This is a genomic window from Vagococcus sp. WN89Y, assembly GCF_052220145.1.
Lineage (GTDB): Bacteria > Pseudomonadota > Gammaproteobacteria > Enterobacterales > Enterobacteriaceae > Kosakonia.
Genome location: NZ_JBQPOM010000061.1, coordinates 1 through 24,645 on the forward strand (window position 1 = coordinate 1; position 24,645 = coordinate 24,645).

The 24,645-nt window shown below is 53.7% G+C and carries 24 protein-coding genes; 14 read left to right on the plus strand and 10 right to left on the minus strand.

The annotated features are described in order from the left end of the window. Positions 1-179: 179 nt before the first annotated feature. Together pyk and ACTU3N_RS17095 are read right to left on the minus strand one after the other, a co-directional pair. Positions 180-1,622: a pyruvate kinase gene (gene pyk / locus ACTU3N_RS17090; RefSeq protein WP_443087320.1), complete on the minus strand. Its 1,443-nt coding sequence runs from the start codon at positions 1,620-1,622 to the stop codon at positions 180-182. A 129-nt stretch (positions 1,623-1,751) separates the two neighbouring features. Then, positions 1,752-2,621 carry a MurR/RpiR family transcriptional regulator gene (locus ACTU3N_RS17095; protein WP_443087386.1) on the minus strand — a complete coding sequence of 290 codons (870 nt, stop codon included), beginning with the start codon at positions 2,619-2,621 and terminating at the stop codon, positions 1,752-1,754. A gap of 342 nt (positions 2,622-2,963) precedes the next feature. Between ACTU3N_RS17095 and zwf the strand changes: the two genes are divergently transcribed. The 3 genes from zwf (at position 2,964) to kdgA (ending at position 7,155) form a co-directional block, all read left to right on the plus strand. After that, complete coding sequence (gene zwf, locus ACTU3N_RS17100) at positions 2,964-4,439, plus strand: glucose-6-phosphate dehydrogenase (protein ID WP_443087321.1); 1,476 nt, start codon at positions 2,964-2,966, stop codon at positions 4,437-4,439. 225 nt (positions 4,440-4,664) lie between these two features. After that, positions 4,665-6,476 (plus strand): phosphogluconate dehydratase, encoded by a 1,812-nt coding sequence (edd, locus tag ACTU3N_RS17105; protein ID WP_443087322.1) that lies wholly within the window; start codon positions 4,665-4,667, stop codon positions 6,474-6,476. Between the two features lie 37 nt (positions 6,477-6,513). After that, on the plus strand, positions 6,514-7,155 hold the full coding sequence (gene kdgA, locus ACTU3N_RS17110; RefSeq protein ID WP_443087323.1) for a bifunctional 4-hydroxy-2-oxoglutarate aldolase/2-dehydro-3-deoxy-phosphogluconate aldolase: 642 nt from the start codon (positions 6,514-6,516) through the stop codon (positions 7,153-7,155). 46 nt (positions 7,156-7,201) lie between these two features. On the opposite strand, the gene purT is transcribed toward kdgA, so the two are convergent. Next, complete coding sequence (gene purT / locus ACTU3N_RS17115; protein WP_443087324.1) at positions 7,202-8,380, minus strand: formate-dependent phosphoribosylglycinamide formyltransferase; 1,179 nt, start codon at positions 8,378-8,380, stop codon at positions 7,202-7,204. Between the two features lie 135 nt (positions 8,381-8,515). On the opposite strand from purT, the gene ACTU3N_RS17120 reads away from it, so the two are divergent. The 4 genes from ACTU3N_RS17120 to ptrB all read left to right on the plus strand — a co-directional run bounded on the left by ACTU3N_RS17120 (position 8,516) and on the right by ptrB (position 12,140). Beyond that, complete coding sequence (locus ACTU3N_RS17120; RefSeq protein WP_443087325.1) at positions 8,516-8,848, plus strand: YebG family protein; 333 nt, start codon at positions 8,516-8,518, stop codon at positions 8,846-8,848. Positions 8,849-8,908: 60 nt separating this feature from the next. Continuing rightward, entirely contained in the window at positions 8,909-9,259 is a 351-nt protein-coding gene (gene yebF / locus ACTU3N_RS17125) for a protein YebF (RefSeq protein ID WP_443087326.1), read from the plus strand. Positions 9,260-9,348: 89 nt separating this feature from the next. After that, positions 9,349-10,002 (plus strand): tellurite resistance TerB family protein, encoded by a 654-nt coding sequence (locus ACTU3N_RS17130; protein ID WP_443087327.1) that lies wholly within the window; start codon positions 9,349-9,351, stop codon positions 10,000-10,002. Between the two features lie 77 nt (positions 10,003-10,079). After that, entirely contained in the window at positions 10,080-12,140 is a 2,061-nt protein-coding gene (gene ptrB / locus ACTU3N_RS17135; RefSeq protein WP_443087328.1) for an oligopeptidase B, read from the plus strand. Here ptrB and exoX read toward each other — a convergent pair. Together exoX and ACTU3N_RS17145 are read right to left on the minus strand one after the other, a co-directional pair. Continuing rightward, a complete protein-coding gene (gene exoX, locus ACTU3N_RS17140) occupies positions 12,137-12,799 on the minus strand; it encodes an exodeoxyribonuclease X (RefSeq protein ID WP_443087329.1) in 663 nt (220 codons plus the stop codon). The genes ptrB and exoX overlap by 4 nt on opposite strands. A gap of 2 nt (positions 12,800-12,801) precedes the next feature. After that, on the minus strand, positions 12,802-13,032 hold the full coding sequence (locus tag ACTU3N_RS17145; RefSeq protein WP_443087330.1) for a DNA polymerase III subunit theta: 231 nt from the start codon (positions 13,030-13,032) through the stop codon (positions 12,802-12,804). A 137-nt stretch (positions 13,033-13,169) separates the two neighbouring features. On the opposite strand from ACTU3N_RS17145, the gene yobA reads away from it, so the two are divergent. The 5 genes from yobA (at position 13,170) to pphA (ending at position 17,170) form a co-directional block, all read left to right on the plus strand. After that, a complete protein-coding gene (yobA, locus tag ACTU3N_RS17150) occupies positions 13,170-13,544 on the plus strand; it encodes a CopC domain-containing protein YobA (protein WP_443087331.1) in 375 nt (124 codons plus the stop codon). Positions 13,545-13,546: 2 nt separating this feature from the next. Next, positions 13,547-14,416 carry a copper homeostasis membrane protein CopD gene (gene copD / locus ACTU3N_RS17155; RefSeq protein ID WP_443087332.1) on the plus strand — a complete coding sequence of 290 codons (870 nt, stop codon included), beginning with the start codon at positions 13,547-13,549 and terminating at the stop codon, positions 14,414-14,416. An 18-nt stretch (positions 14,417-14,434) separates the two neighbouring features. Next, positions 14,435-14,773 carry a YebY family protein gene (locus ACTU3N_RS17160; RefSeq protein WP_443087333.1) on the plus strand — a complete coding sequence of 113 codons (339 nt, stop codon included), beginning with the start codon at positions 14,435-14,437 and terminating at the stop codon, positions 14,771-14,773. Positions 14,774-15,485: 712 nt separating this feature from the next. Next, positions 15,486-16,295 (plus strand): CatB-related O-acetyltransferase, encoded by an 810-nt coding sequence (locus ACTU3N_RS17165; RefSeq protein WP_443087334.1) that lies wholly within the window; start codon positions 15,486-15,488, stop codon positions 16,293-16,295. Between the two features lie 230 nt (positions 16,296-16,525). Then, positions 16,526-17,170 carry a protein-serine/threonine phosphatase gene (pphA, locus tag ACTU3N_RS17170; protein ID WP_443087335.1) on the plus strand — a complete coding sequence of 215 codons (645 nt, stop codon included), beginning with the start codon at positions 16,526-16,528 and terminating at the stop codon, positions 17,168-17,170. Here the strand turns inward: pphA and ACTU3N_RS17175 are convergent, their stop codons facing one another. The 5 genes from ACTU3N_RS17175 to yebS all read right to left on the minus strand — a co-directional run bounded on the left by ACTU3N_RS17175 (position 17,171) and on the right by yebS (position 23,224). Continuing rightward, positions 17,171-17,362, minus strand: coding sequence for a YebW family protein (locus ACTU3N_RS17175; protein WP_443087336.1), 192 nt, complete (start codon positions 17,360-17,362; stop codon positions 17,171-17,173). It abuts the gene before it with no gap. 105 nt (positions 17,363-17,467) lie between these two features. Then, the gene (locus ACTU3N_RS17180) at positions 17,468-17,707 is read right to left on the minus strand and encodes a YebV family protein (protein WP_443087337.1); all 240 of its coding nucleotides are present in this window, start codon (positions 17,705-17,707) and stop codon (positions 17,468-17,470) included. A gap of 113 nt (positions 17,708-17,820) precedes the next feature. Further along, a complete protein-coding gene (gene rsmF / locus ACTU3N_RS17185; protein WP_443087338.1) occupies positions 17,821-19,260 on the minus strand; it encodes a 16S rRNA (cytosine(1407)-C(5))-methyltransferase RsmF in 1,440 nt (479 codons plus the stop codon). A gap of 78 nt (positions 19,261-19,338) precedes the next feature. After that, positions 19,339-21,972, minus strand: coding sequence for an MlaD family protein (locus ACTU3N_RS17190; protein WP_443087339.1), 2,634 nt, complete (start codon positions 21,970-21,972; stop codon positions 19,339-19,341). After that, positions 21,941-23,224 carry a membrane integrity lipid transport subunit YebS gene (yebS, locus tag ACTU3N_RS17195; RefSeq protein WP_443087340.1) on the minus strand — a complete coding sequence of 428 codons (1,284 nt, stop codon included), beginning with the start codon at positions 23,222-23,224 and terminating at the stop codon, positions 21,941-21,943. The genes ACTU3N_RS17190 and yebS overlap by 32 nt, the downstream gene beginning before the upstream one ends. A gap of 132 nt (positions 23,225-23,356) precedes the next feature. Between yebS and ACTU3N_RS17200 the strand changes: the two genes are divergently transcribed. Then, entirely contained in the window at positions 23,357-23,854 is a 498-nt protein-coding gene (locus tag ACTU3N_RS17200; protein ID WP_443087341.1) for a GAF domain-containing protein, read from the plus strand. 97 nt (positions 23,855-23,951) lie between these two features. Next, entirely contained in the window at positions 23,952-24,638 is a 687-nt protein-coding gene (proQ, locus tag ACTU3N_RS17205; RefSeq protein WP_443087342.1) for an RNA chaperone ProQ, read from the plus strand. The last annotated feature ends 7 nt before the right edge of the window (positions 24,639-24,645 follow it).

Consider the following 24,645-nt stretch of genomic DNA (forward strand, 5'->3'; position numbering starts at 1 on the left):
CGATCTGCTCAACAACGGCTATTTTAAAGGATAGAGGATAATCGCGTTGGGTGCGTTTGAACTCAGTCATCATCACGTTCTCCGGGTTTGAGTCAGGAATGTGTCAACGCTATTCAGGACGGGTCAAGAAATAAAAAAAGGCCTCTCGCATGAGAGGCCTTTTGCATTCAACCGCCTGATTACTCGACGGTCAGGATACGCGTGGTATTGGTGCTGCCAATGGTACTCATCACGTCGCCCTGGGTAACAATCACCAGATCGCCCGAGACCAGATAACCCTTATCACGCAGCAGATTAACCGCATCATTTGCCGCCGCGACGCCATCATTCGGGCTGTCGAAGAACACCGGCGTCACGCCACGGTACAGCGCGGTCAGGTTCAGGGTGCGTTCATGGCGGGAGAGGGCAAAAATCGGCAGGCCGGAGCTGATACGTGAGGTCATCAACGCAGTACGGCCCGACTCGGTCATGGAGATGATGGCGGTGACACCTTTTAAGTGGTTGGCCGCGTACATCGCCGACATCGCAATCGCTTCTTCCACATTATCGAACTGAATATCCAGGCGATGTTTAGACACGTTAATGCTCGGGATCTTCTCTGCGCCCAGGCAAACGCGCGCCATGGCGGCAACGGTTTCGGCAGGGTATTGGCCCGCCGCGGTTTCTGCCGAGAGCATCACCGCATCGGTACCATCCAGCACGGCGTTGGCGACATCCATCACCTCTGCGCGGGTCGGCATCGGGTTGGTAATCATCGACTCCATCATTTGGGTGGCGGTAATCACCGCGCGGTTGAGCTGGCGGGCGCGGCGGATCAGCGCTTTTTGAATACCGACCAGCTCCGGGTCGCCGATTTCAACACCAAGATCGCCACGGGCAACCATCACCACGTCGGAGGCCAGGATCACATCATCCATCGCGTCCTGATCGCATACCGCTTCGGCACGCTCCACTTTGGCGACGATTTTTGCATCACAGCCTGCATCGCGCGCCAGACGGCGAGCGTAGTTCAGATCTTCGCCACAGCGCGGGAAGGAGACGGCAAGATAATCCACGCCAATCAGCGCGGCGGTGACGATATCTGCTTTGTCTTTGTCGGTCAGCGCTTCGGCGGAAAGGCCGCCGCCCAGTTTGTTGATGCCTTTATTGTTCGATAACGGCCCGCCGACGGTCACCTCGGTGAACACCTTCATACCCTGAACTTCCAGCACTTTTAGCTGGACGCGGCCATCATCTAATAACAGGATATCGCCCGGCACCACATCGGCGGGCAACCCTTTGTAATCAATACCGACTTGTTCTTTATCGCCTTCGCCTTTACCCAGGTTGGCATCAAGCAGAAATTTGTCACCGACGTTAAGGAAAACTTTGCCTTCTTTAAAGGTCGAAACCCGAATTTTAGGCCCTTGTAAATCGCCGAGGATAGCAACATGACGTCCCAGTTTTGCCGCAATTTCACGCACCTTATCTGCGCGCAGTTTATGATCTTCCGGTGTGCCGTGAGAGAAGTTCATTCGTACTACGTTCGCGCCAGCAGCGATAACCTTTTCAAGGTTATTATCGCGGTCAGTTGCCGGGCCTAACGTGGTAACGATTTTGGTTCTGCGAAGCCTTCTGGACATGTAATACTCCGTTGACTGAAACAACCAGGTGTTGTGTGAACTAAAAGTAAATTCGGTCATATACCGCGCTGCGGTGAAACGTAAGCGCCTGGCCGAACAGCGTAATAAGTACAGCTTTGTTATTAACTATTAGTGGTTATCACTTTTGATAAGGAGATCCTTATCAAAGCGCGATTCTTTCAGCGCTTCTTTGACTCGCTTCAAGTTATCCCTGAATTTTGCCCCCCGGCGTAAGGTAAAACCCGTCGCCAGCACGTCAATCACCGTCAATTGCGCAAGCCTTGATACCATCGGCATGTACACATCTGTATCTTCAGGGACATCAAGGGTAATCGCAAGCGTTGCTTCATGCGCCAGCGGCGTGCCTGCCGATGTTAATGCAATCACCATAGCGTCGTTCTCCCGCGCCAGTTGCGCCAGCTCCACCAGGCTTTTGGTGCGCCCGGTATGTGAAATCAGCACAACCACGTCATTATCGCTACAATTCATACAACTCATGCGTTGCAGCACAATGTCGTCAGTGTAGACAACCGGCACATTGAAGCGGAAAAACTTGTTCATGGCGTCGTGGGCAACGGCCGCAGACGATCCCAGGCCAAAGAAGGCGATTTTTTTAGCCTGGGTAAGCAGGTCAACGGCGCGGTTAACCGCCGTCATATCCAGCGATTGCCGCACATGGTCAAGACTCGCCATCGCCGACTCGAAAATTTTGCCGGTGTAGGCTTCGACGCTGTCATCCTCATCGACATTGCGATTAACATAGGGCGTGCCGTTTGCGAGACTTTGCGCAAGATGCAGTTTAAAATCGGGAAATCCACGGGTATCAAGGCTGCGGCAGAAACGGTTTACCGTTGGCTCGCTAACCGACGCGTCTTGCGCCAGCGCCGCGATACTGGAGTGAATAGCCTGCTCAGGCGCGGCAAGGATCACTTCCGCGACTTTACGTTCGGATTTGCTCAGGTGTTCCAGCCGGGACTGGATTTTTTCCAGCATATTCATGGGTAATAGGGCGCTCATGGTAAAGCGATTTCATCAATAGATGGAATCGTGATGCGATGCTGAGATATTAACTCTGCGCAGCATAGAAAAGTAAGGCGCAACGAAAAATGTTGTTGTTTTTTTTCATAACATGATCAGAGTCGGATTTTACCCCCCTGCGGGTCGGGCAAATCCCCGGCGATTTTAGGGCGAAAAGACAGAAATTCTCACAACACTTGAGAACGCACATCCTGATAAGGCGTAGCGGTTTCGGTAATAACGTAAAAGCAGTACAGTGTATTGTAATAAAATTACAACTAAAGCCTGGCTGAAGCACCAGGATAGCCAACTGAGGAGAATGACATGGCGGTAACGCAAACAGCCCAGGCATGTGACCTGGTCATTTTCGGCGCGAAGGGTGACCTCGCACGCCGTAAATTGCTGCCTTCCCTGTATCAACTGGAAAAAGCAGGCCAGATCCACCCGGATACGCGCATCCTGGGTGTGGGGCGTGCTGACTGGGATAAAGAAGCCTATACCAAAGTGGTGCGCGAAGCGCTCGAAACCTTTATGAAGGAAAAAATCGACGAGAAGCTTTGGGATACGCTGAGCGGGCGCCTGGATTTCTGCAATCTGGACGTCAACGATACGGCAGCATTCACCCGTCTTGGCGATATGCTCGACCAGGAGAACCGCACGACTATCAACTATTTCGCCATGCCGCCGAGCACCTTCGGCGCGATTTGCAAGGGGCTTGGCGAAGCGAAACTGAACGCGAAACCGGCGCGCGTGGTGATGGAAAAGCCGCTCGGCACATCCCTTGCGACCTCGCGTGAAATCAACGACCAGGTGGGCGAATACTTCGAAGAGTGCCAGGTTTATCGTATCGACCACTATCTGGGCAAAGAAACGGTCCTTAACCTGCTGGCGCTGCGTTTTGCCAACTCACTGTTTGTTAACAACTGGGATAACCGCACCATCGATCACGTAGAGATTACCGTGGCCGAAGAGGTGGGCATCGAGGGGCGCTGGGGCTATTTCGACCAGGCCGGGCAGATGCGCGATATGATCCAGAACCACCTGTTGCAGATCCTCTGCATGATTGCGATGTCGCCGCCGTCCGATCTGAGCGCCGACAGCATCCGTGATGAGAAGGTAAAAGTGCTGAAATCCCTGCGCCGTATCGATCGCACCAACGTGCGCGAGAAAACGGTGCGCGGCCAGTACACCTCCGGTTTCGCCCAGGGTAAAAAAGTGCCGGGCTACCTGGAAGAAGAGGGCGCTAACAAGTCCAGTAACACCGAAACGTTCGTCGCTATCCGTGTGGATATCGATAACTGGCGCTGGGCTGGCGTACCGTTCTACCTGCGTACCGGTAAGCGCTTACCGACCAAGTGCTCTGAAGTCGTGGTGTATTTCAAAACGCCGGAACTGAACCTGTTTAAAGAGTCCTGGCAGGATCTGCCGCAGAACAAACTCACTATTCGTCTGCAACCGGACGAAGGGGTGGATATTCAGGTGCTGAATAAAGTGCCGGGGCTGGATCACAAACATAATTTGCAAATCACCAAACTCGACCTCAGCTACTCAGAAACCTTCAATCAGACCCATCTGGCGGATGCGTATGAGCGCCTGCTGCTGGAGACGATGCGCGGCATCCAGGCGCTGTTTGTGCGCCGCGATGAAGTGGAAGAAGCGTGGAAGTGGGTGGACTCCATCACCGAAGCCTGGGCGGCAGATAACGATGCGCCAAAACCCTATCAGGCCGGTACCTGGGGGCCTGTTGCGTCGGTTGCGATGATCACCCGCGACGGGCGTTCATGGAACGAGTTCGAATAGCCAGCCTCTGCCAAACGACGTGTTATTTTACCGGTAACATGATCTAACACAGATATCTGCACAATTTTTCATCTTTCTGGCCCCGACTGGATTCACCAGCGGGGCTTTTTTTATTACACTGGCTGAAGCGATTTTGCACTACGGGGAACGCCGCATTGACCTGCGAAGATGATGTCAGTCAATGGGCGATTATTCTCCCCGGACAGATAAATTTCAGGAGCCTCTATGAACCCGACAATGTTACGCGTAACACAACGCATTATTGAACGTTCGCGTGAAACACGCTCAGCCTACCTTGCGCGGATTGAACAGGCGAAAAGCGATACGGTACGCCGCTCCACGCTGGCGTGCGGTAACCTGGCGCATGGGTTTGCCGCCTGCCAGCCTGACGATAAAGCGTCGCTGAAAAGCATGCTGCGTAACAATATTGCCATCATTACGTCTTACAACGACATGCTTTCAGCCCATCAGCCGTACGAAACCTACCCGGCGATAATCCGCAAAGCGCTGCACTCGGTGAATGCGGTCGGCCAGGTGGCGGGCGGCGTACCGGCGATGTGTGACGGCGTGACGCAGGGGCAGGATGGTATGGAACTTTCGTTGCTCAGCCGTGAAGTCATTGCCATGTCGGCTGCCATTGGGCTGTCGCACAATATGTTTGATGGCGCGCTGTATCTGGGCGTGTGCGACAAAATTGTCCCTGGTCTGGCGATGGCTGCGCTCTCGTTTGGTCATCTTCCGGCCATTTTTGTCCCATCCGGCCCGATGTCCAGCGGCCTTGCTAATAAAGAAAAAGTGCGCATCCGCCAGCTGTACGCGGAAGGGAAAGTCGACCGCATGGCGCTGCTGGAGTCCGAAGCAGCCTCGTACCATGCGCCGGGCACCTGCACTTTTTACGGCACCGCAAACACTAACCAGATGGTTATTGAGTTTATGGGTATGCAGTTACCCGGCTCCTCGTTTGTGCATCCGGACGCACCGCTGCGCCAGGCGCTGACTGAAGCGGCGGCCCGCCAGGTAACGCGCCTGACGGGTAACGGCAACACCTGGATGCCGCTTGGCAAAATGATCGACGAAAAAGTAGTGGTCAACGGTATTGTTTCTCTGTTGGCGACCGGCGGCTCAACGAACCACACCATGCATCTGGTCGCGATGGCGCGTGCAGCAGGTATCATCATTAACTGGGATGATTTCTCCGATCTTTCTGATGTGGTGCCGCTGATGGCGCGACTTTACCCGAACGGCCCGGCAGATATTAACCACTTCCAGGCGGCGGGTGGCGTGCCGGTGCTGATGCGTGAGTTGCTCAAAGGTGGGCTGCTACATGAAGATGTTGACACTGTCGCCGGGTTCGGTTTGCAGCGTTACACCCTGGAACCGTGGCTGAATAATGGCGAGCTGGACTGGCGTGAGGGCGCAGCGGCTTCGCTGGATGCCAACGTCATTGCCAGCATCGACTCCCCGTTCTCACCGCATGGCGGCACCAAAGTACTGAGTGGTAATCTGGGGCGCGCGGTGATGAAAACCTCTGCGGTACCGGTCGAAAACCAGGTTATTGAAGCGCCAGCGGTGGTTTTTGAAAGCCAGCATGACGTTTTGCCTGCTTTTGAAGCCGGGCTTCTGGACCGGGATTGCGTGGTTGTTGTTCGCCATCAAGGACCAAAAGCGAACGGAATGCCAGAATTACATAAACTCATGCCGCCACTTGGTGTATTATTGGACCGCCGTTTCAAAATTGCTTTAGTCACCGATGGACGGCTTTCAGGCGCATCAGGAAAAGTGCCGTCGGCAATCCACGTCACCCCCGAAGCCTGGGATGGCGGGCTGCTGGCAAAAGTGCGCGACGGCGATATCATTCGCGTCAATGGGCAAACAGGCGAGTTAACGCTGCTGGTAGATGAAAGCGAACTGGCCGCCCGCGAACCGCATATCCCTGACCTGAGTGCGATGCGCGTTGGCACAGGGCGTGAAATGTTTGGTGCACTGCGGGAAAAACTCTCCGGTGCGGAGCAGGGCGCAACCTGTATCACTTTTTAAGACGACAAGATTTAGTTCTGGCGAGAGAAAAACTCTGATGAAAAACTGGAAAACGAGTGCAGAAGCAATCCTGACCACAGGCCCGGTAGTCCCGGTTATCGTAGTGAACAAACTGGAACACGCCGTACCGATGGCCAAAGCGCTGGTTGCAGGTGGTGTTCGCGTACTGGAAGTGACCCTGCGTACTGCCTGTGCCGTCGACGCTATTCGCGCTATCGCCAAAGAGGTGCCGGACGCGATTGTGGGCGCCGGTACGGTGCTGAACCCTCAGCAGCTGGCCGAAGTCACCGCAGCGGGCGCCCAGTTTGCGATAAGCCCTGGGCTGACCGAGCCGTTGCTGAAAGCCGCAACCGAAGGCACCATTCCGCTGATCCCGGGCATCAGCACCGTTTCTGAACTGATGCTGGGTATGGACTACGGCCTGAAAGAGTTCAAATTCTTCCCGGCGGAAGCAAATGGCGGCACAAAAGCGCTGCAGGCGATTGCCGGTCCGTTCTCGCAGGTGCGTTTCTGCCCGACCGGCGGCATCTCTCCAGCGAACTACCGTGACTACCTGGCGCTGAAAAGCGTGCTGTGCATCGGCGGTTCCTGGCTGGTACCGGCAGATGCGCTGGAAGCGGGCAATTACGATCGCATCACCAAACTGGCTCGTGAAGCCGTAGAAGGCGCGAAGCAGTAACGCGTTTTCTGTACGTTTATCGCCCGGCCAGCGCGCCGGGCTTTTTTTACCCGTTGACTTTCACCGCAGCAGCAGCGGCAACCGCGCGCGCTACCGCGGCGTCTGTGCTTTCTGCCCTTGCCAGCGCCACGCCCAGGCGGCGCGAACCGTCGATTTCCGGTTTACCAAACAGACGCAGCTGAACATCCGCAGCAAGCGCATTATGCAGATTATCAAACGTCACATTCTGACTGCTCAGCCGTGGCAAAATCACCGCAGAGGCGCAAGGGCCGTACTGGCGGATTGCGCCAATCGGTAAGCCGAGAAATGCGCGAACATGCAGTGCGAACTCAGACAGATCCTGTGAAATCAGCGTCACCATGCCCGTGTCGTGCGGGCGCGGGGAGACTTCGCTAAAGATAACCTCATCGCCGCAAACGAATAATTCAACGCCAAACAGGCCATATCCCCCGAGTGCCAGCACCACTTTGCTGGCGATTTCCTGGGCGCGGGCGAGTGCCAGCGGCGACATCTGCTGCGGCTGCCACGACTCCCGGTAATCGCCGTCTTCCTGCCGATGCCCGACAGGTGCGCAAAAATGCACGCCATCGACGGCGTTGACTGTCAGCAGGGTTATCTCAAAATCAAACGGCACGACGCCTTCTATAATCACGCGCCCGGCACCAGCTCGACCGCCAAGCTGGGCATAGTTCCAGGCTTTTTCCAGCTCGTCAGGACGGCGAATAAAACTCTGCCCCTTACCGGAAGAACTCATCACCGGCTTCACAATACAAGGGAAGCCAATCGCGTCGACCGCCTGGCGAAAAGCCGCCTCGCTATCTGCAAAACGGTAGGATGACGTTGGCAACTGCAATGTTTCAGCGGCGAGACGACGGATGCCTTCGCGGTTCATCGTCAGCTGCGTTGCGCGGGCGCAGGGCACCACGCGCTGGCCTTGTGCCTCAAGCTCCAGCAATGCGTCGGTGGCGATAGCTTCGATTTCCGGCACGATAAAGTCTGGCTTCTCCTCGGCAACCAGCGCTTTTAGCGCATCGCTATCCAGCATATTAATGACATGTGCGCGGTGCGCCACATGCATGGCTGGCGCGTCGGCGTAACGGTCGACGGCAATCACTTCAATGCCCAGCCGCTGGCATTCAATGGCCACTTCTTTACCTAACTCACCGGAACCTAACAACATTACGCGGGTTGCTGCGGGACGCAGCGCTGTACCTAAAAGAGTCATAGAGCATCTTACCGTTGGCAAAAAAAACTGCGCGCAGTATATACGAAAACGTTTGCGTATGTCTTTTATCACTTGCGGTCGTTTTTTCATCGCGCTATTATGCTGTATAAATACACAGTTAAATGAGGCTGTATCATGGCGGTAGAAGTTAAATACGTAGTCATTCGCGAAGGTGAGGAAAAAATGTCTTTTGCCAGCAAAAAGGAAGCAGACGCTTACGACAAAATGCTCGATCTGGCCGACGTTCTCGGCGAGTGGCTGGGTAGTGCGCCGGTCGCGCTGGAAGATGAGCATCGCGATAGCATGGCGTTGTGGCTTGCTGAGCATAAAGATGCACTCAGTACTATTCTGAAATCGGGCAAGTTGCCCGGCGCGCAGGATGCCAGCGAACTCGCGGCGTCAGGCGATGAAACCGAAGGCGACGCCGTCGATATCAAACGCGCAACGAAACGCGAGAAAGCCGCCTGACCTTGCACTGCCAGCAATTTGTACCATGCTTTGTGTGGGCTATGGACCAGGAGAAAAAGCATGAATTTAGCAGGATATTGCACGGGTCTGCTTTTGCTGGCAGGCAGTATGGTCGCGCAGGCCGCCGCAGAAAAAACGGTGAAATTCCCCACCTGTGAAGGGCTGGACAGCGAAGGTATTGCTGCCAGCGTAAAGCGTGATTATCTGCAAAATCGCATCGTGCGCTGGGCAGACGATCAAAAAACGCTGGGGCAGGCGGATCCGGTGGCATGGATAAATGCGAAAGAGATAGTCGGTAAGGACGATAAATGGACGGTTCCTTTAACCGTGCGCGGTAAAAATACCGATATCCATTATCGCGTTGCTATTGACTGCAAAGCGGGAAGCGCAACCTATCAGTCTGCTCAGTGAGGCTATTTTCCCATCTTTTGCAGTCGCAGACATTTCCTGACATTCCCTTCGCTTAAGCTAAAGACTTACCATCATTAAGCGAGGGGAATATGAGCTGGTTAAATCAATTACAGTCGCTGCTCGGTCAGAAAGGCGGAGCAGCTGCATCGTCCGGCGGGCAGGGGCTGGAGAAAATGTTGCCGGGCGCGCTGGGTGGTCTCGCCGGGCTGCTCGTTGCCAATAAATCTTCGCGTAAATTGCTGACCAAATATGGCACCAGCGCGTTGCTGGTGGGCGGCGGGGCGCTGGCGGGCACCGTTTTGTGGAACAAATACAAAGATCGCGTGCGTGCCGCGCATCAGGGCGAGCCGCAATTCGGTCAGCACAGTTCACCGCTGGACGTGCGCACCGAGCGCTTAATCCTGGCGCTGGTCTTTGCGGCGAAAAGCGACGGGCATATTGATGACCAGGAGCGCGCGGCTATCGAACAACAGTTGCGCGACGCGGGTGTTGAAGAGCAGGGGCGGGCGCTTATCGCACAGGCTATTGAGCAACCGCTGGATCCGCAGCGCCTGGCGCAAGGCGTGCAGAACGAAGAAGAGGCGCTGGAACTCTACTTTTTGAGCTGTGCGGCTATCGATATTGATCACTTTATGGAACGCAGTTATCTGAATGCGCTCGGCGATGCGCTGAACATTCCGCAGGATGTGCGTGACGGCATTGAACAGGATCTGAAGCAGCAGAAAAGCGCTTTGCCACAATAAGATAACTGGCGTTTCGCTTGCATCACGCGTGGGTTTTGCCACCATTAAGTGGTGTGCAACAAAAAAAGAACAGTGCTATGCCGCCAAAAGCAAAACAAATCCCGCACGCCATGACCATGCATGGCGATACGCGCATCGACAACTATTACTGGCTACGGGACGACTCGCGCTCGCGGCCAGATGTCCTTGATTACCTGCATGAAGAGAACGACTATGGGCGCGAAGTGATGGCGTCACAACAGGCGTTACAGGATCAGGTACTGCAAGAACTGGTTGGGCGCGTCCCGCAGCGTGAAGTTTCTGCGCCTTACGTCAAAAACGGCTACCGCTATCGGCACGTCTATGAGCCGGGCTGTGAATACGCCATCTATCAGCGCCAGTCAGTACTGAGCGCTGAGTGGGACGACTGGCAGGTGCTGCTCGATGAAAACCAGCGTGCCGCGCACAGTGAGTTTTACACCCTTGGCGGTATGGCCGTTTCGCCGGACAACTGCATTATGGCGATTGCGGAAGATTTCCTCTCCCGTCGGCAGTATGGTCTGCGCTTTCGCAACCTGTCCACGGGGAACTGGTATCCGGAATTGCTGGATAATGTCTCGCCCGGCTTTGTCTGGGTGAATGATTCCGAAACGCTCTACTATGTGCGCAAGCATCCCACCACCTTACTTCCCTACCAGGTGTGGCGTCATACCGTCGGGACGCCTTCGCAGGAAGATGAACTGGTCTATGAAGAGCTGGATGAAACCTTTTACGTTGGTCTTGGCAAAACGACGTCGCAGCATTACATCACCATCCATTTGTCGAGCGCCACGACCAGCGAGGTTCTGCTGCTTGATGCGGAATTACCGGATGCGCAGCCGCTCTGCTTCCTGCCCCGGCGCAGGGATCATGAATACAGCCTGGATCATTACCAGCACACCTTTTACCTGCGTTCGAATCGCGAGGGGAAGAATTTTGGTCTGTATCGCACCAAAGTTCGTGACGAGCGTCGCTGGGAAGTGCTCATCCCGGCGCGGGAACACATCATGCTGGAAGGTTTTACCCTGTTTACCGACTGGCTGGTGGTGGAAGAACGTCAGCGTGGTCTGACGAGCTTGCGTCAGATTAACCGTAAAACCCGCGAAGTCACCGGTATCGCGTTTGATGACCCGGCCTATGTGACCTGGCTTGCCTACAACCCGGAACCGGAAACCTCGCGCCTGCGCTATGGCTACTCGTCAATGACCACGCCGGACACGCTGTTTGAACTGGATATGGATACCGGCGAGCGGCGCGTGCTCAAACAGATGGAAGTGCCGGGTTTTGACGCAAGTCTGTATCGCAGCGAGCACTTGTGGATCACGGCGCGCGATGGCGTCGAAGTGCCGGTGTCGCTGGTCTATAACCATAAGCATTTTCGCGCATGGGAAAACCCGCTGCTGGTTTACGGCTATGGCTCATACGGTGCCAGCCAGGATGCGGATTTCAGCAGCAGCCGTCTTAGCCTGCTGGACCGTGGTTTCGTTTGTGCCATTGCGCATGTGCGCGGTGGGGGCGATCTGGGGCAGTCGTGGTATGAAGACGGTAAATTCCTCAATAAGAAAAATACGTTCAACGACTTTATTGACGTCACCGATGCATTGCTGGCGCAGGGCTACGGCTCGCCGCTCTTCTGTTATGGCATGGGCGGCAGCGCTGGCGGGATGCTCATCGGTGCCGTGATTAACCAGCGTCCTGCGCTGTTCCATGGCGTGGTTGCTCAGGTTCCGTTTGTTGACGTGCTGACGACAATGCTGGATGAATCTATCCCCCTGACGACCGGGGAGTTTGAGGAGTGGGGGAATCCACAGGATGAAACTTACTACCACTATATGAAAAGCTACAGCCCGTACGATAATATTCAGGCGCAGAATTACCCACATATGCTGGTGACCACCGGCTTGCACGATTCGCAGGTGCAGTACTGGGAACCGGCGAAATGGGTTGCCAGGCTGCGCGAATACAAAACCGATGACAATCTGCTGCTACTGTGTACGGATATGGATACCGGCCATGGCGGGAAGTCCGGGCGGTTTAAATCTTACGAAGGCGTTGCGCTGGAGTACACATTCCTTATTGCCCTGGCCCAGGGAACGCTGCCCAGACCAGACATGCCTTAATCTTCTCCCAGGTAATGCCTGAGAGTCAGACGCAGCTCGGGGCTCATACGCTCAAGGTTATTAAATAACCAACGCAAATACCCCGGGTCGCGATCGGCTATTTCAGCAACGGCTTTGCCGCGATACTTGCCGAACGTAAAGGTGGTCATCAGCGCCGGGCGGCCTGTAATGGTCACCATCTCCTCCGGCGTCCAGCCCGAAACCTGCATAATATCGATAAGCAACGCAGCGGTGATATAGCAGTCATAGAGCGCGCGGTGATGATGCAGGCCCGCAGGCGTCTGCACGCTCAGCTTGCGGGATTTATACAGCGCCATATTGCTGTATTTGATCCCAGGCCACAGGCGACGCGCCAGCTTCATTGTGCAAATCCACTCGCCTGGCATTTCCGGCAACACGCGGCGGTCGAAGCTCGCATTGTGCGCCACATACCATTGGCTGCCGTAATAATGCGGCACGATCTCTTCTATCCAGGGCTTATCGGCGACCATTGACTCCGTGATGCGGTGGATCGCCATAGCCTGTGCGCTGATGGGCCGGTCCGGGCGCACCAGGTGGCTCATCGGGTTGACGATTTGCCCGTCAACCACGTCCACAGAGGCGACTTCCACAATGCCGCCATGCAGATCGCAGGTTTCTGTATCTATCACACGCAGCATGATTATTTCGCTTTCGGCTCATAAGGCAGGCGGGAAAGGGAGACGGAGGCCAGACGATGAGCAATCAGGCGTTCACGAAACCAGTCGCGCAGGTGCGCCGGTTGCTCGCGCTCAACGGCTTCGGCAATCACCGGCATATTGTAACGCTCTTTAAAGGCAACACCCGCAGCGGCAAGGTCAACGTTGACCTTGTCCATTTCAGCCTGATCCAGTCGGGCAAGATTGGTAATCATGACATTCTCCTCGATTTATGCGGCAAAAGTTACTAAGCCTGTCGCAGAAAGACAAGTGCCGCAGCGATGATACTCGACGCACCAGGTATACAGCGTTATTCTTCTGGCATTATGCATAACAAAAAGGAATGCAGTATATGCCTGTTTTTTCCCTACGTTGCCTGCAAACAGCGACACTTCTCTCCGGTCTGTTCATCGCCACCTCTGTTTTCGCTCATGCGCACCTGCAAGGTCAGTACCCTGCAGCCGATGCGCAAGTCGTCGCAGCACCCCAGGCTTTGACGCTGAATTTCTCAGAAGGTATCGAACCAACGTTCAGCGGGCTGACATTAACGGGGCCGCAACAGCAAGTTATTCGCACGGGCAGCGCAAAGCGCAACGAGAAAGATAAAAAGCAGATGATCGTCCCGCTGGAGCAGCCGCTGACGCCGGGTAAATATGCCGTGAAATGGCACGTTGTTTCTGTCGACGGGCACAAAACCCACGGCCAGTATCATTTTACCGTGAAGTGACAATGCTGGCCGCTGGATATGTCGGGCTTCGGTTTATCCATTTCGCAGCCCTGATGCTGATTTTTGGCAGCGCGCTATTCAGCGCGTGGCTCGCCCCGCGCAACTTGCGCCCCGTGCTTATTCAACGCTCTCTTATTTTGCAGAAATCCTGTTTATGTGTCTGTGTTTTAAGTGCGGCGTTGATGTATGCCTGGCAGGGCGGGATGATGGGTGACGGCTGGAACGATATCTGGCGACCGGTCACCTGGATGGCTGTTGTGGGTACGCAAACGGGTACAGCCCTGGCGTGGCAAATCATTATCGCCTTGCTGACGCTGGTGGCGGCCTTGCTACAATCGCAGCAGCAAAAACGAGTCCTGTTGCTGGTGACGCTACAATTTGTTCTGGCGGCAGGCATCGGCCATGCCGCCATGCGTGACGGTATGCCTGGCGTAGTGCAACGGGGTAATCAGCTTGTGCATTTATTATGCGCGGCGTTTTGGCTGGGCGGTCTGTTGCCGCTGCTGTTATGCCAACGCCTGGCACGGGGACAATGGCAGACCGCAGCCCTCTACACCATGATGCGTTTCTCTCTGTACGGCCATTTTGCCGTCGCAGGCGTTCTGCTAACCGGTGTGGTTAATACGCTTTTGATTCAGGGGCTGATGCTGCCCTGGCATAGCGCATGGGGGCGTTTATTGTTGGTGAAATGTGCGCTTGTGGCGCTGATGGTGGTAATTGCGCTGGTGAACCGGTATGTTCTGGTGCCTCGTTTGAGCCTCAAAAGCGCGACCGCGCGGCGTTTCTTTTTTTATATGACATGGGCTGAAATGGGTCTCGGTGCGCTGGTACTGGCTACGGTCAGCCTGTTTGCGACCTGGGAGCCGTTTTGACTGAACCTGGCGGAAAGAATGAAAAAGAGTTTATTAGTATTGTTAATGCTGACATGTTCAGGTGCTGCGCTGGCGGCACCACAGGTGATAACCGTCAGCCGTTTTGAAATCGGGAAAGATAAGTGGGCGTTTAACCGCGAAGAGGTGATGCTGACCTGCCGTCCGGGCAAGGCGCTATTTGTCATAAATCCGGGCACGCTGGTGCAATATCCGCTTAATGAGGTGGCTGAACAGCAGGTGGCCAGTGGTCAAAGCAACGCTCAACCGATCAGCGTTATTCAAATTGACGATCCGAACCGCCCGGGTGAAAAGAAGAGCCTCGCGCCTTTTATTGAGCGGGCAGAAAAACTTTGTTAAGAATTTTTTCTAACCACTTGATATAAAGATAAAAACCGCAAGCCTGTAACAACAAGTCTTGCGGTTTTAGCATTTCTGAGCGTAACGATAACCTAAATTTCCCCGCCTCTTTTGCTGCAAACTGGAAAACCTGGCGTCGTCATCTATTCTTAAAGGGCAAGGCGACTTAGCCTGCATTAATGCCAACTTTTAGCGCACGGCTCTCTCCCAAGAGCCATTTCCCTGGACCGAATACAGGAATCGTATTCGGTCTTTTTTTAAACTCATTTTAAATCAATGGGTTTAAGGCAAGACCCGAAATCCTGCGTTCTGACCTTTTCTCTTTATATCACACCAAAAACATACATAACATTTTTACATGCAAAATTTCAATAACAGCGTACCCTTTCGGCGCTTGCCCTGGTACATTTCAGGCATTTTCTCAGGGAGTGGGGCCGCTTCATAAAGCTCTCTGCCGAGGCCGCAGACCTCAGGCGTTCTCGTCTATATTATCCGGGACATGTTTAAGGTGAAACGACATGTTCATGTGCCCGGACTTTTATAAATATCAGGGTTGCTTAGAGCATGAGTATCACCCTGGTAAAATTACGTTAACATATATAGCATATATTATTTGAGATAAGTTCAGAGTAAGATACGCCTTTGATAATGAATGGTTGAAATGATAAAATAAAATCTTTATTGTTTTTGTTTGAAATTTAAATCTAATAATATGAAAACTAAGTTGTTCAATTTTACGGAAGATAAAAATAAGAGTTATGTTTTTAGATGGACGAAAAAGCATTATGAATTTTGTCAGGACAACGATATTTTTTTGAACCATCGAGGGGAAAAGCCTTATAAAGAAAGAAATAGAGTGCTTCTTTCGAAGGGGGATAAAGTTAGAATTGAAAATAATGTCATCGTTGAGCAATTTTCAACGATGCCGGTCAAAAGTTTCTGTAGCGTTGGTGCTTTTTCATTTCCAACATGTCATTTCTCAGGCAATGTTGTTATTGGTCGGTTTTGTAGCATTGCATCTAATGTAAAAGTCATGGGTGGCGATCATCCAATGGATCGCTTCACAACGCACATGCTTACTTATAATGGTGAGTTCGATAAGTTTGCTATGGAGAAGTTTAACCGCCCATGGGTATTGAAAAAATTTATAACCAGACCTAAAAAACTGATTATAGGAAATGATGTCTGGATCGGGAATGACGTTGTATTGAAAGGTGGAATTACCATTGGCGATGGAGCTGTGGTTGCGGCTAATTCCGTCGTTACTAAAGATGTACCGCCCTATGCGATTGTAGCAGGAGTTCCTGCAAAAATTATCAGGTATAGATTTGGGCCTGAAATCATTGATGAGCTACTGAAAATAAAATGGTGGGATTATAATTACGTCGATCTGCCTGATAATAATAAATGCGATGATATTAATTATTTTGTGCAGGAAATGAATGACATGATATCAACTGGAGCTATCAAAGAAAAAACATATAAAAAATTTAATTTATCAGAGGTGTTTTTGGCACTTTAGTTTGTTTGGGGGGAGCAGGGAAGCTTTATGATTTTTTATTAACGGCTAGTGTGTAGCTCTGGTATTAAATGTTTATATGAACAGCTAAAGAATATTATAAATAAGGGCGGGGTTATATTGTTGTTCGAAACATTTGTGAGCGTCTGTCCCCCCAACAGTTTCACGTATTTTTTCGGGAACGGTCGGGCTTCCGGCCCCCTTTTCGCTATACTAAAAGCAGGGGGAATAATATGTACAAACGTATTGATGGCTCAGACTGGCGGCATATCTGGGTTGTGGGCGATCTGCATGGTTGCCATCACCTGTTAATGCAGTGCTTACGCGAGCGCCATTTTGACCCTTACAGTGACCTGCTGCTCTGCGTCGGGGATTTAATCGATCGCGGGCCCGACAGCTTACATTGCCTGCAATTAATGCAAAAACCCTGGTTTAAAACGGTTCGCGGCAATCATGAGCAGATGGCTCTCGATGCGTTACGCGATCGCGACAGGGGGATGTGGCAGTTAAATGGCGGCAACTGGTTTACCGCGCTGGATGAGCAAGAGCAGCAGCAGGCCTTACAGGCACTGCACCACTGTGATGAGCTACCCTATATCATGGAGTTACACTGCGGCGAGAGCGTGCACGTCATTGCGCATGCGGATTATCCATCAGCTGAATATCAGTGGGGGAAAGCGGTAGACCGTGAATCCGTGCTGTGGCGCCGCGACCGGCTGAATCAGTTACTTGATGGAAAGGGAGAGGGGATTTCCGGCGCGGATCACTTTTGGTTTGGTCACACGCCGCTTAAGCAGCGCTTCAACAGATTCAACTTACACTACATTGATACCGGCGCGGTGTTCAGCGGCGAGCTGACGTTGGTGCAACTGCAATAATCAAAAATCGCTGTATTCGCTGGCCGGGCGCCAGAAACCATCAATAAAGTCCTCGACCGGGTAACAACCACCGTGCCGCATACGCTGGTCGCGCATTGCATATTCGCACTGTTGTTCCGTATTAAACACATCAACCACAATGTCGTCACATCCACCATCCAGGTAGCAAACGAATAAAACCAGCGCGTACATGCCATCCTCGTTACCGTACTTTGTAACGTTAAGTGTAGGAGATGAATTTAAGCAAGGGAAATCAGGCAGGTAAATAACCCGTCTCGTGGACGGGTTTCGAGTGGATCAGGCAAGACGCATAATCCAGGTATCGTTTTTCTCGTCGTAGCGGTCGCGATAAAGCACAGAGTGTTCGCCATCCAGGATCGCCGGAATACTGGTTTCCGCGTCCCATGCATCAAGCTGCATACATAAATCCGGGTCAGAACTGCATGGAATATGTAACGTGCGTTCTCCCTGCGTCTCTCCTTGCAGCTCGGCATCATCAATTTCAAACGTGCCGATGCGTACGCTGGTTTTCGTCATAATGCTCTCCGTTGATTACTGAAATGTGGTATGACCAGTAAAGCACTCCCTATTTCAGCCTGGTACAACATAGAGCAAGCCGCCAGTCAAAAGATGCTGTTTTTAAAAAGCGCTCAGACAAGCCCGGCAAACAAACGCCCGTCGCGTACCAGCTCGCGCGGATAGCTATTTTTTATGCGTGAACCGACTTTTTTGGCCAACCCCAGGGGTTGCCCCTGGAAAGTGACCAGCACGTCGTCGCGGGCTGGTGCGGCCTGCGGGTAAATATCCCGCCCGCGATACCACTCTTCGGCTTCTGCAAGCGTCAGCGGAAACGCCAGCGGATTATCGTGCCCGGCAAGGGCGATAACCGCCTCATGCTGCCAGCGATAACCTTTGTTATGCGTTTCAGCGAGGCGAATACCGAGGCGTGAAAAACGGACTTTTCCGATGAGCGCTTCAATCTGCGCCGGAAACAGCCAGAGTTCTTTATCCCGCTGCCAAACGTGCAGTTCATCGCCCCACTGCAGCCCAACTGCGGCGGCGGCAGCGACGACCTGAGCGGCCTCGCGCGCTTTCAGCGGGGCGAAAGGAAAATTGCCGACTTTATAGCCTGGCGCTGGTAGGGCAGGGATCGCTGCTGTTTTACGGATGCGCGCCACGAAAAAGCCTTCGCAATCGTAGATCTGCGGGAAGACATGCAAAAAGCCCTCTGCGGTGAGCGCGTCCGATGCGCCGTCAAACAGTGTATCCAGCGAAAGGAACTCGACAGCATCAGGATATTGCGCCTGAAGCCAGTGGCAAATCGCTTCGTTTTCATCACGGTTAAGGGTACAGGTGGAATAGACCAGCACCCCGCCTGGGCGCAACGTATGAAACGCGCTGTCGATAAGTTCGCGCTGCGTGGCGGCGATCTCCAGATTACTGGCAACCGACCAGTTCTTTAACGCGCCGGCATCTTTGCGCACCACGCCTTCGCCGGAGCAGGGGGCGTCCAGCAGCACCGCGTCAAACATTTCCGGCAGCGCCTGGCCGAACACGCGGCCATCAAAATGGGTCAACGCCACGTTACTGATACCGCAACGGCTGATGTTGGCGTGCAATACTTTTACCCGGCTGGCGGAAAACTCATTAGCAAGGATAGCGCCCCGGTTACCCATTCTGGCCGCTATCTGCGTCGTTTTGGAGCCCGGCGCTGCGGCCACATCCATCACGCGCTGTGGCGATTCGCCATCGGCAAAGAGCGCCGCAACGGGCAGCATCGAGCTGGCTTCCTGGATATAAAACATCCCGCTCAGGTGCTCCGCGGTACTGCCAAGCGGTAGCGCGTCTTCATCATCCCGCTCGATCCAGAACCCTTCGGCGCACCAGGGAATCGGCGTCAGCTGCCAGCCATAGGGCGCAACCAGGGCCAAAAAGTCAGCGACAGAAATTTTTAGCGTGTTGACGCGAATACTGCGGCGCAGCGGGCGCTGGCAGGCAGCGATAAAATCATCGAATGAGAGATGGTCTGGCATGACCTCGCGCATTTGCGCGAGAAATTCATCAGGAAGATAGGCAGAGGTTTGAGCCACGGAGCGTACCACAAGCAAAAAAACAGGCGCGCAGTGTAGCATAAAGGCCCCGGCGCAGGCACGCCGGAGCCGACAGGCTTAGCGCGGCAGGGCTGTGCCCCATTCACGCCACTCTTTGGGTTCGCTCTCCAGCAGCAGGAAGTGCTTACCTGGCTGTGCCTTCGGCGCCAGCGGCGTTCCCGGCGGCGTGGCAAATGCGATACCGCCGCGAATAAACTGGTTGAAGGTGCCCGTTTTCACCACGCCGCCGGTTAAACCGAAGTCCAGCGTATAGCCTGAAGCCAGCCAGAACACGGAGTTGTTACGCACCAGGTGCTGATAGCGTTTACTGATGCGCATGGCCACCATTACCCGATCTGAGAGCGAACCGAGCGTCAGGCCGGTCACGGTCCCGACTTCGATACCGCGGAACAGTACCGGGGTGCCGATGTTCATGGAACCCACTTCCGGCGCCTCGACGACAATGTTTAAGCCATCCAGATAGCGAGAGTCGGTAATGGTCGCTTCCTGCAGCTCAAAATCTCGCCGCACCGGGCCACGACCTGGCTCTACATTAATATAGGGTTGCAGGATAGTATCCAGATGTTCGACGCCAGCCGCAGAGATTTGCGGTGTTATCACGGAAAAACGCGTACCCGCACGGGCAAAGGTCTGCACATACTCCGGGTAGAGCACGGCTGAGGCCTGCACTTCATTTTTCGTGGTCATCAGTTTCAGCGCCTGAATCTGCCCGATATCAATGCCGAGATAACGAATTGGCATACCGGCTGCCAGTTTTCCTGCATCAAACGCATGCAGTGTTATCTGGCCACCCACGGCCCGCGCGGCTGTTTCGGAAGCATAGAGCACGCGCTTGTCACCCTTACGCAAGCGCCCGCTGGCGCCGCTGAGGTTATCAAAGCTAATTGCACCTTTGATAGCGCGTGAGAGAGGAGAGGCCTGGACGGTCAGACCGCTACCGTTGAGTTGCACTTTGGCGCCGCCTTCGGCCCAGAACACGCTATTACTGGTTAACAGGTTACGATGCTCAGGCTTGATATGCAGATCGATATCAAAGGCATCCGCGCGTGGGCGCACGGTTATCACTTCTCCGACTTCAAACTTGCGATAGAGCACCACAGAACCCGCCTGCACATCCGGCAGGGTATCGGCGGTCAGTGTCAGCGTGGTGGTGGGCAGGTCGCTCAGGCTGTTTTCCAGCGCTTTATCGAGGTTCGCAAACAGCGGATAACTGTTTTTCATTTCGCCTTTACCGCCGGGCAGGATGCGGATGCCTCCGCTGACCCACTCCGTGGCGCTGGCCGCCAGAAATTCGATACCATCCAGACCGACTTTGACATCCACCCGGCTGTTGACCACAAATTTGCTGTCGCCATGCACCAGGTCACGGTATTTCGGATCGATGGCGACGGCAAACGTCACGCCTTTGCTGGTGAGATTGCGCTCCAGCACCTGGCCAATTTGCACCCCATGCAGCACCAGCGGTTGCCCGGCATCGATACCGTAGCTTTCAGACGCGGTCAGCGTCAGCGTCAGCACGCCAGGCTCCTGCAACAGGGTTTTATCGGCAGGCAGTACCACAAACTGGTTGCGCGGTTTGCCTTCGCCCGGCACCAGCTCCAGCGTACTGCCGGTGAGCAGCGAGCTGATGCTGGGGTTATTGAGCGTAATTTTGGGACTGTGCATCTCGATACGCGTATTGTCGCGCAGCAAATTCACCACGCCGGGGTCCACCGTCATCTCGCCCGTGACCGTGCCGCCAGGATTGAGGTCGATTTTTGTCAACTGTCCCACTTCCAGCCCCTGGTACATCAGTGGCGTCGACCCAGCTTTCAGCCCCTGGCCGCCAGGTAAATCAAGCTTCACCAGGACGCCGCGTTGACTGTGGGCTAGATCTTCATACAAACCGTACTCATCTTCCTGGTCGGCGGGTTTGGAGTTGTCCGGCGAGTCAAAGGCGATAGCCCCGTTGACCAGCGCCGCCAGGCTTTCCAGCTCCACTTTCGCACCGGAGAGACCCACGTCGGCTTTAAGGCCGGAGACATTCCAGAAACGGCTGCCTTTTTTCACCAGGTGGGTAAAGCGGCGCTCAATCAGCACATCAATAGTCACGCCCTGTTTATTGGTATTAATTGAGTAGTCATACACGCGACCAACGGGGATTTTACGAAAATAGACCAGCGACCCGCTGTTCAGCGCGCCAAGATCGGGCGCGTGCAGGTGGATCATCAGCTCGCCATTATTCAGACGATACTTTGGTTGCGTATCCAGCGCAGTAAAGTGCTCCTGCGGTTCGCCTTTACCCGGCATCATGCCGATATAGTTACCGCCGACCAGCGCATCAAGCCCCGACACCCCCGCCAGCGACGCTTTCGGCGTGACCAGCCAGAACTGAGTTTCGCTGCGCAGCGCATCTTTCATATTGGCTTTGATGCTGGCGCTGACCTCAATTTTGTTCAGATCGTCGCTAAGGCGAACATCCTGCACCGTACCCACTTCCACACCCTGATAACGCACGGGCGTACGTCCGGCGACGATACCGTCTGCAGACATAAAATCGATGGTGATGCTATTGCCACGATCCTGATAGTTGCTCCAGACAAGCCAGCCGGCAATCAGCACTGCAATAACCGGCAATAACCAGAATGGCGAAATACGCCGTTTCGTTTTAATTCGCGCTTCAGTCGGCGAAGCAGGGGTTTGGTGACTCATGTGCATCCCAGAGTAAGCGACTGTCCAGCCATTCCACAGCAAGAATAGTCAAAATGACCGCCGCGCCGAAATAAAACGCAGCGGGGCCCATTGTAAAAGCCAAAAGTTGATCGCGATTAATCAGCGACATCGTCAACGAAATAACGAACAGGTCAAGCATCGACCAGCGTCCAATCCATTGCACCAGACGCAGCAGCAGGATACGCGCACGCAGGCCTCGTTGGAATTTGAAGTGGACGCTAATAAGCAGTGTAAACAGTACGATGACTTTGGTAAACGGCACCAGAATACTGGCGATAAAAACCACTCCGGCCACGGCGATATTACTGTCTGCCAGAGAAATAATGCCCGACAAGATAGTGTCTTCCTGGCGCGCGCCGTTGAGGTAAACCACCGAGATAGGCATCAGGTTGGCCGGAAACAGGAAAATCATAGACGCAATCAGCGCGGCCCAACATTTTTGCAGGCTGTGGCGGCGGCGCTCACGCAAAGGAATATGGCAACGGGGGCAGCGCCCGCGCGCATCCGGCAGGCCGGTATAGTGGCAGCCCAGGCACGCACGCAGCTTCGGGTCGGGGCGCCGTGCAGGGCGCTGCGGGTAGTAGCGCTCCCAGAGCTGTTCTACGTTGAGATGAATAAGTGTTAATACGCTGAGAATAACCAGCGCAACAAAAGCATACAGCCCCATGCCGGGCTTTAACCAGGCGTAGTCCTGCACTTTGATGGATGCCACGCCGATGCCAACCAGGTAAATATCCAGCATGACCCACTCTTTGAGCCTTTCGAGCATCAGCAGTACCGGTCGCAAATTCATGCCGAGAATATTACCGAACCACAAATAAGCAATTGACACGACCAATACCACCGGCGCGCCAACGGTACAAAACAGCACCATCGCGGCGGTCAGCGGTGAACCCTGAGCATTCATTTGCCAGATACCTTGCAGCAAATTGGCGTCAATTCGCGAGCCAAGTAAATAAAAATGTAACAAAGGTTCGCTATAGGCAAAGGGCATCAGTAACAACATGGTGACCGCCATGGCCGCCAGACGCGTCAGTGACCAGTCCCGGCCATCGCGGATTTTGGCATCGCAGCAGGGGCAAAATGCACTTTGATGCGATTTCATAACCGGTAACGCAAAAAGCGTATCGCATTGCGGGCAGCGCTGATAATGTGCGCGGGGTAGGGCTGCGCCCACTGTGCTCACGGTAATTTTTTTTGCTGGCGTAATTTGTCGAATTTTAAGGGCCATCGCGTGTATCAAAAAAAGTATGAATAGTTCTATATTAACTCATCACCAGAACATCTTGAGCATCAAGGCATTTAATGCTTATTTTAATAGGCTATGTATTTTTTCAAAGCAAGACACCAAAATGGTTGAATAATGAACAAAACAGAATTTTACGCGGATCTGAACCGCGATTTTCAGGCGTTAATGACAGGTGAAACCAGTTTTTTAGCGACGCTTGCAAATACCAGCGCGCTTTTATTTGAACGTCTTGAAGGCGTGAACTGGGCCGGTTTTTATTTGCTTGAAAAGGATACGCTGGTATTAGGACCTTTTCAGGGAAAAATCGCCTGCGTACGTATTCCTGTCGGTCGCGGCGTGTGTGGCACCGCCGTGTCGGAAAATCGCGTACAGCGCGTGGATGACGTGCATCAATTCTCCGGGCATATTGCGTGCGATGCGGCCAGCAATGCTGAAATCGTATTACCGGTGGTGGTGAATAATCTGATTATTGGTGTGCTGGATATCGACAGCGTCGAGTATTCTCGTTTTACCGCTGAGGATGAAAAGGGGCTGCGCGAGCTGGTTTCGCATCTTGAGGATGTTATTGCAGCCACCGATTATAAAAAAATCTGCCATTCCGTAGCAGGATAATCAACGGATAACGTGGCATTTACCGATAGCGTCATTATAATGACGCCTGTTCATGCCTGCGGCTAGTTGGCTACGTCCGTTGTAATCAGGAAATTTCATGGAAAATCAACCTAAGTTGAATAGCAGTAAAGAAGTTATCGCTTTTTTGGCCGAACGCTTTCCTCACTGTTTCAGTGCTGAAGGTGAGGCACGCCCGCTGAAAATTGGTATTTTTCAGGATTTGGTTGAGCGTGTTGAGGGTGAGATGAATCTCAGCAAAACCCAACTTCGCTCCGCTTTACGTCTTTATACTTCCAGCTGGCGCTACCTGTACGGTATCAAAGCTGGCGTGGCGCGTGTTGATCTTGATGGCAACCCTTGCGGTGTGCTGGACGAGCAGCATGTGGAGCACGCGCGTAAACAGCTGGAAGAAGCAAAAGCTCGCGTTCAGGCGCAACGCGCTGAACAGCAGGCGAAAAAACGCGAAGCGGCCGCTGCAGCTGGTCAGGAAGAAACCCCGCGCCGCGAGCGCAAAGCACGCCCGGCACCGCGCCGTAAAGAGGGCGGTGAGCGTAAACCGCGTCAGGACAAACCTGCAGCGAAAACCCAGCGTGCACCACAGCAGGAAGAACGTCGTACGCCGGTTTCAGATTTGTCTGAATTAAGCGTGGGCCAAAGCCTGAAGGTGAAAGCGGGAAACAATGCGATGGACGCCACGGTGCTGGAAGTGACGAAAGATGGCGTTCGCGTACAGCTTGGTTCGGGTATGTCGATGATTGTACGCGCAGAACATTTATTGTTCTGAAACGGAG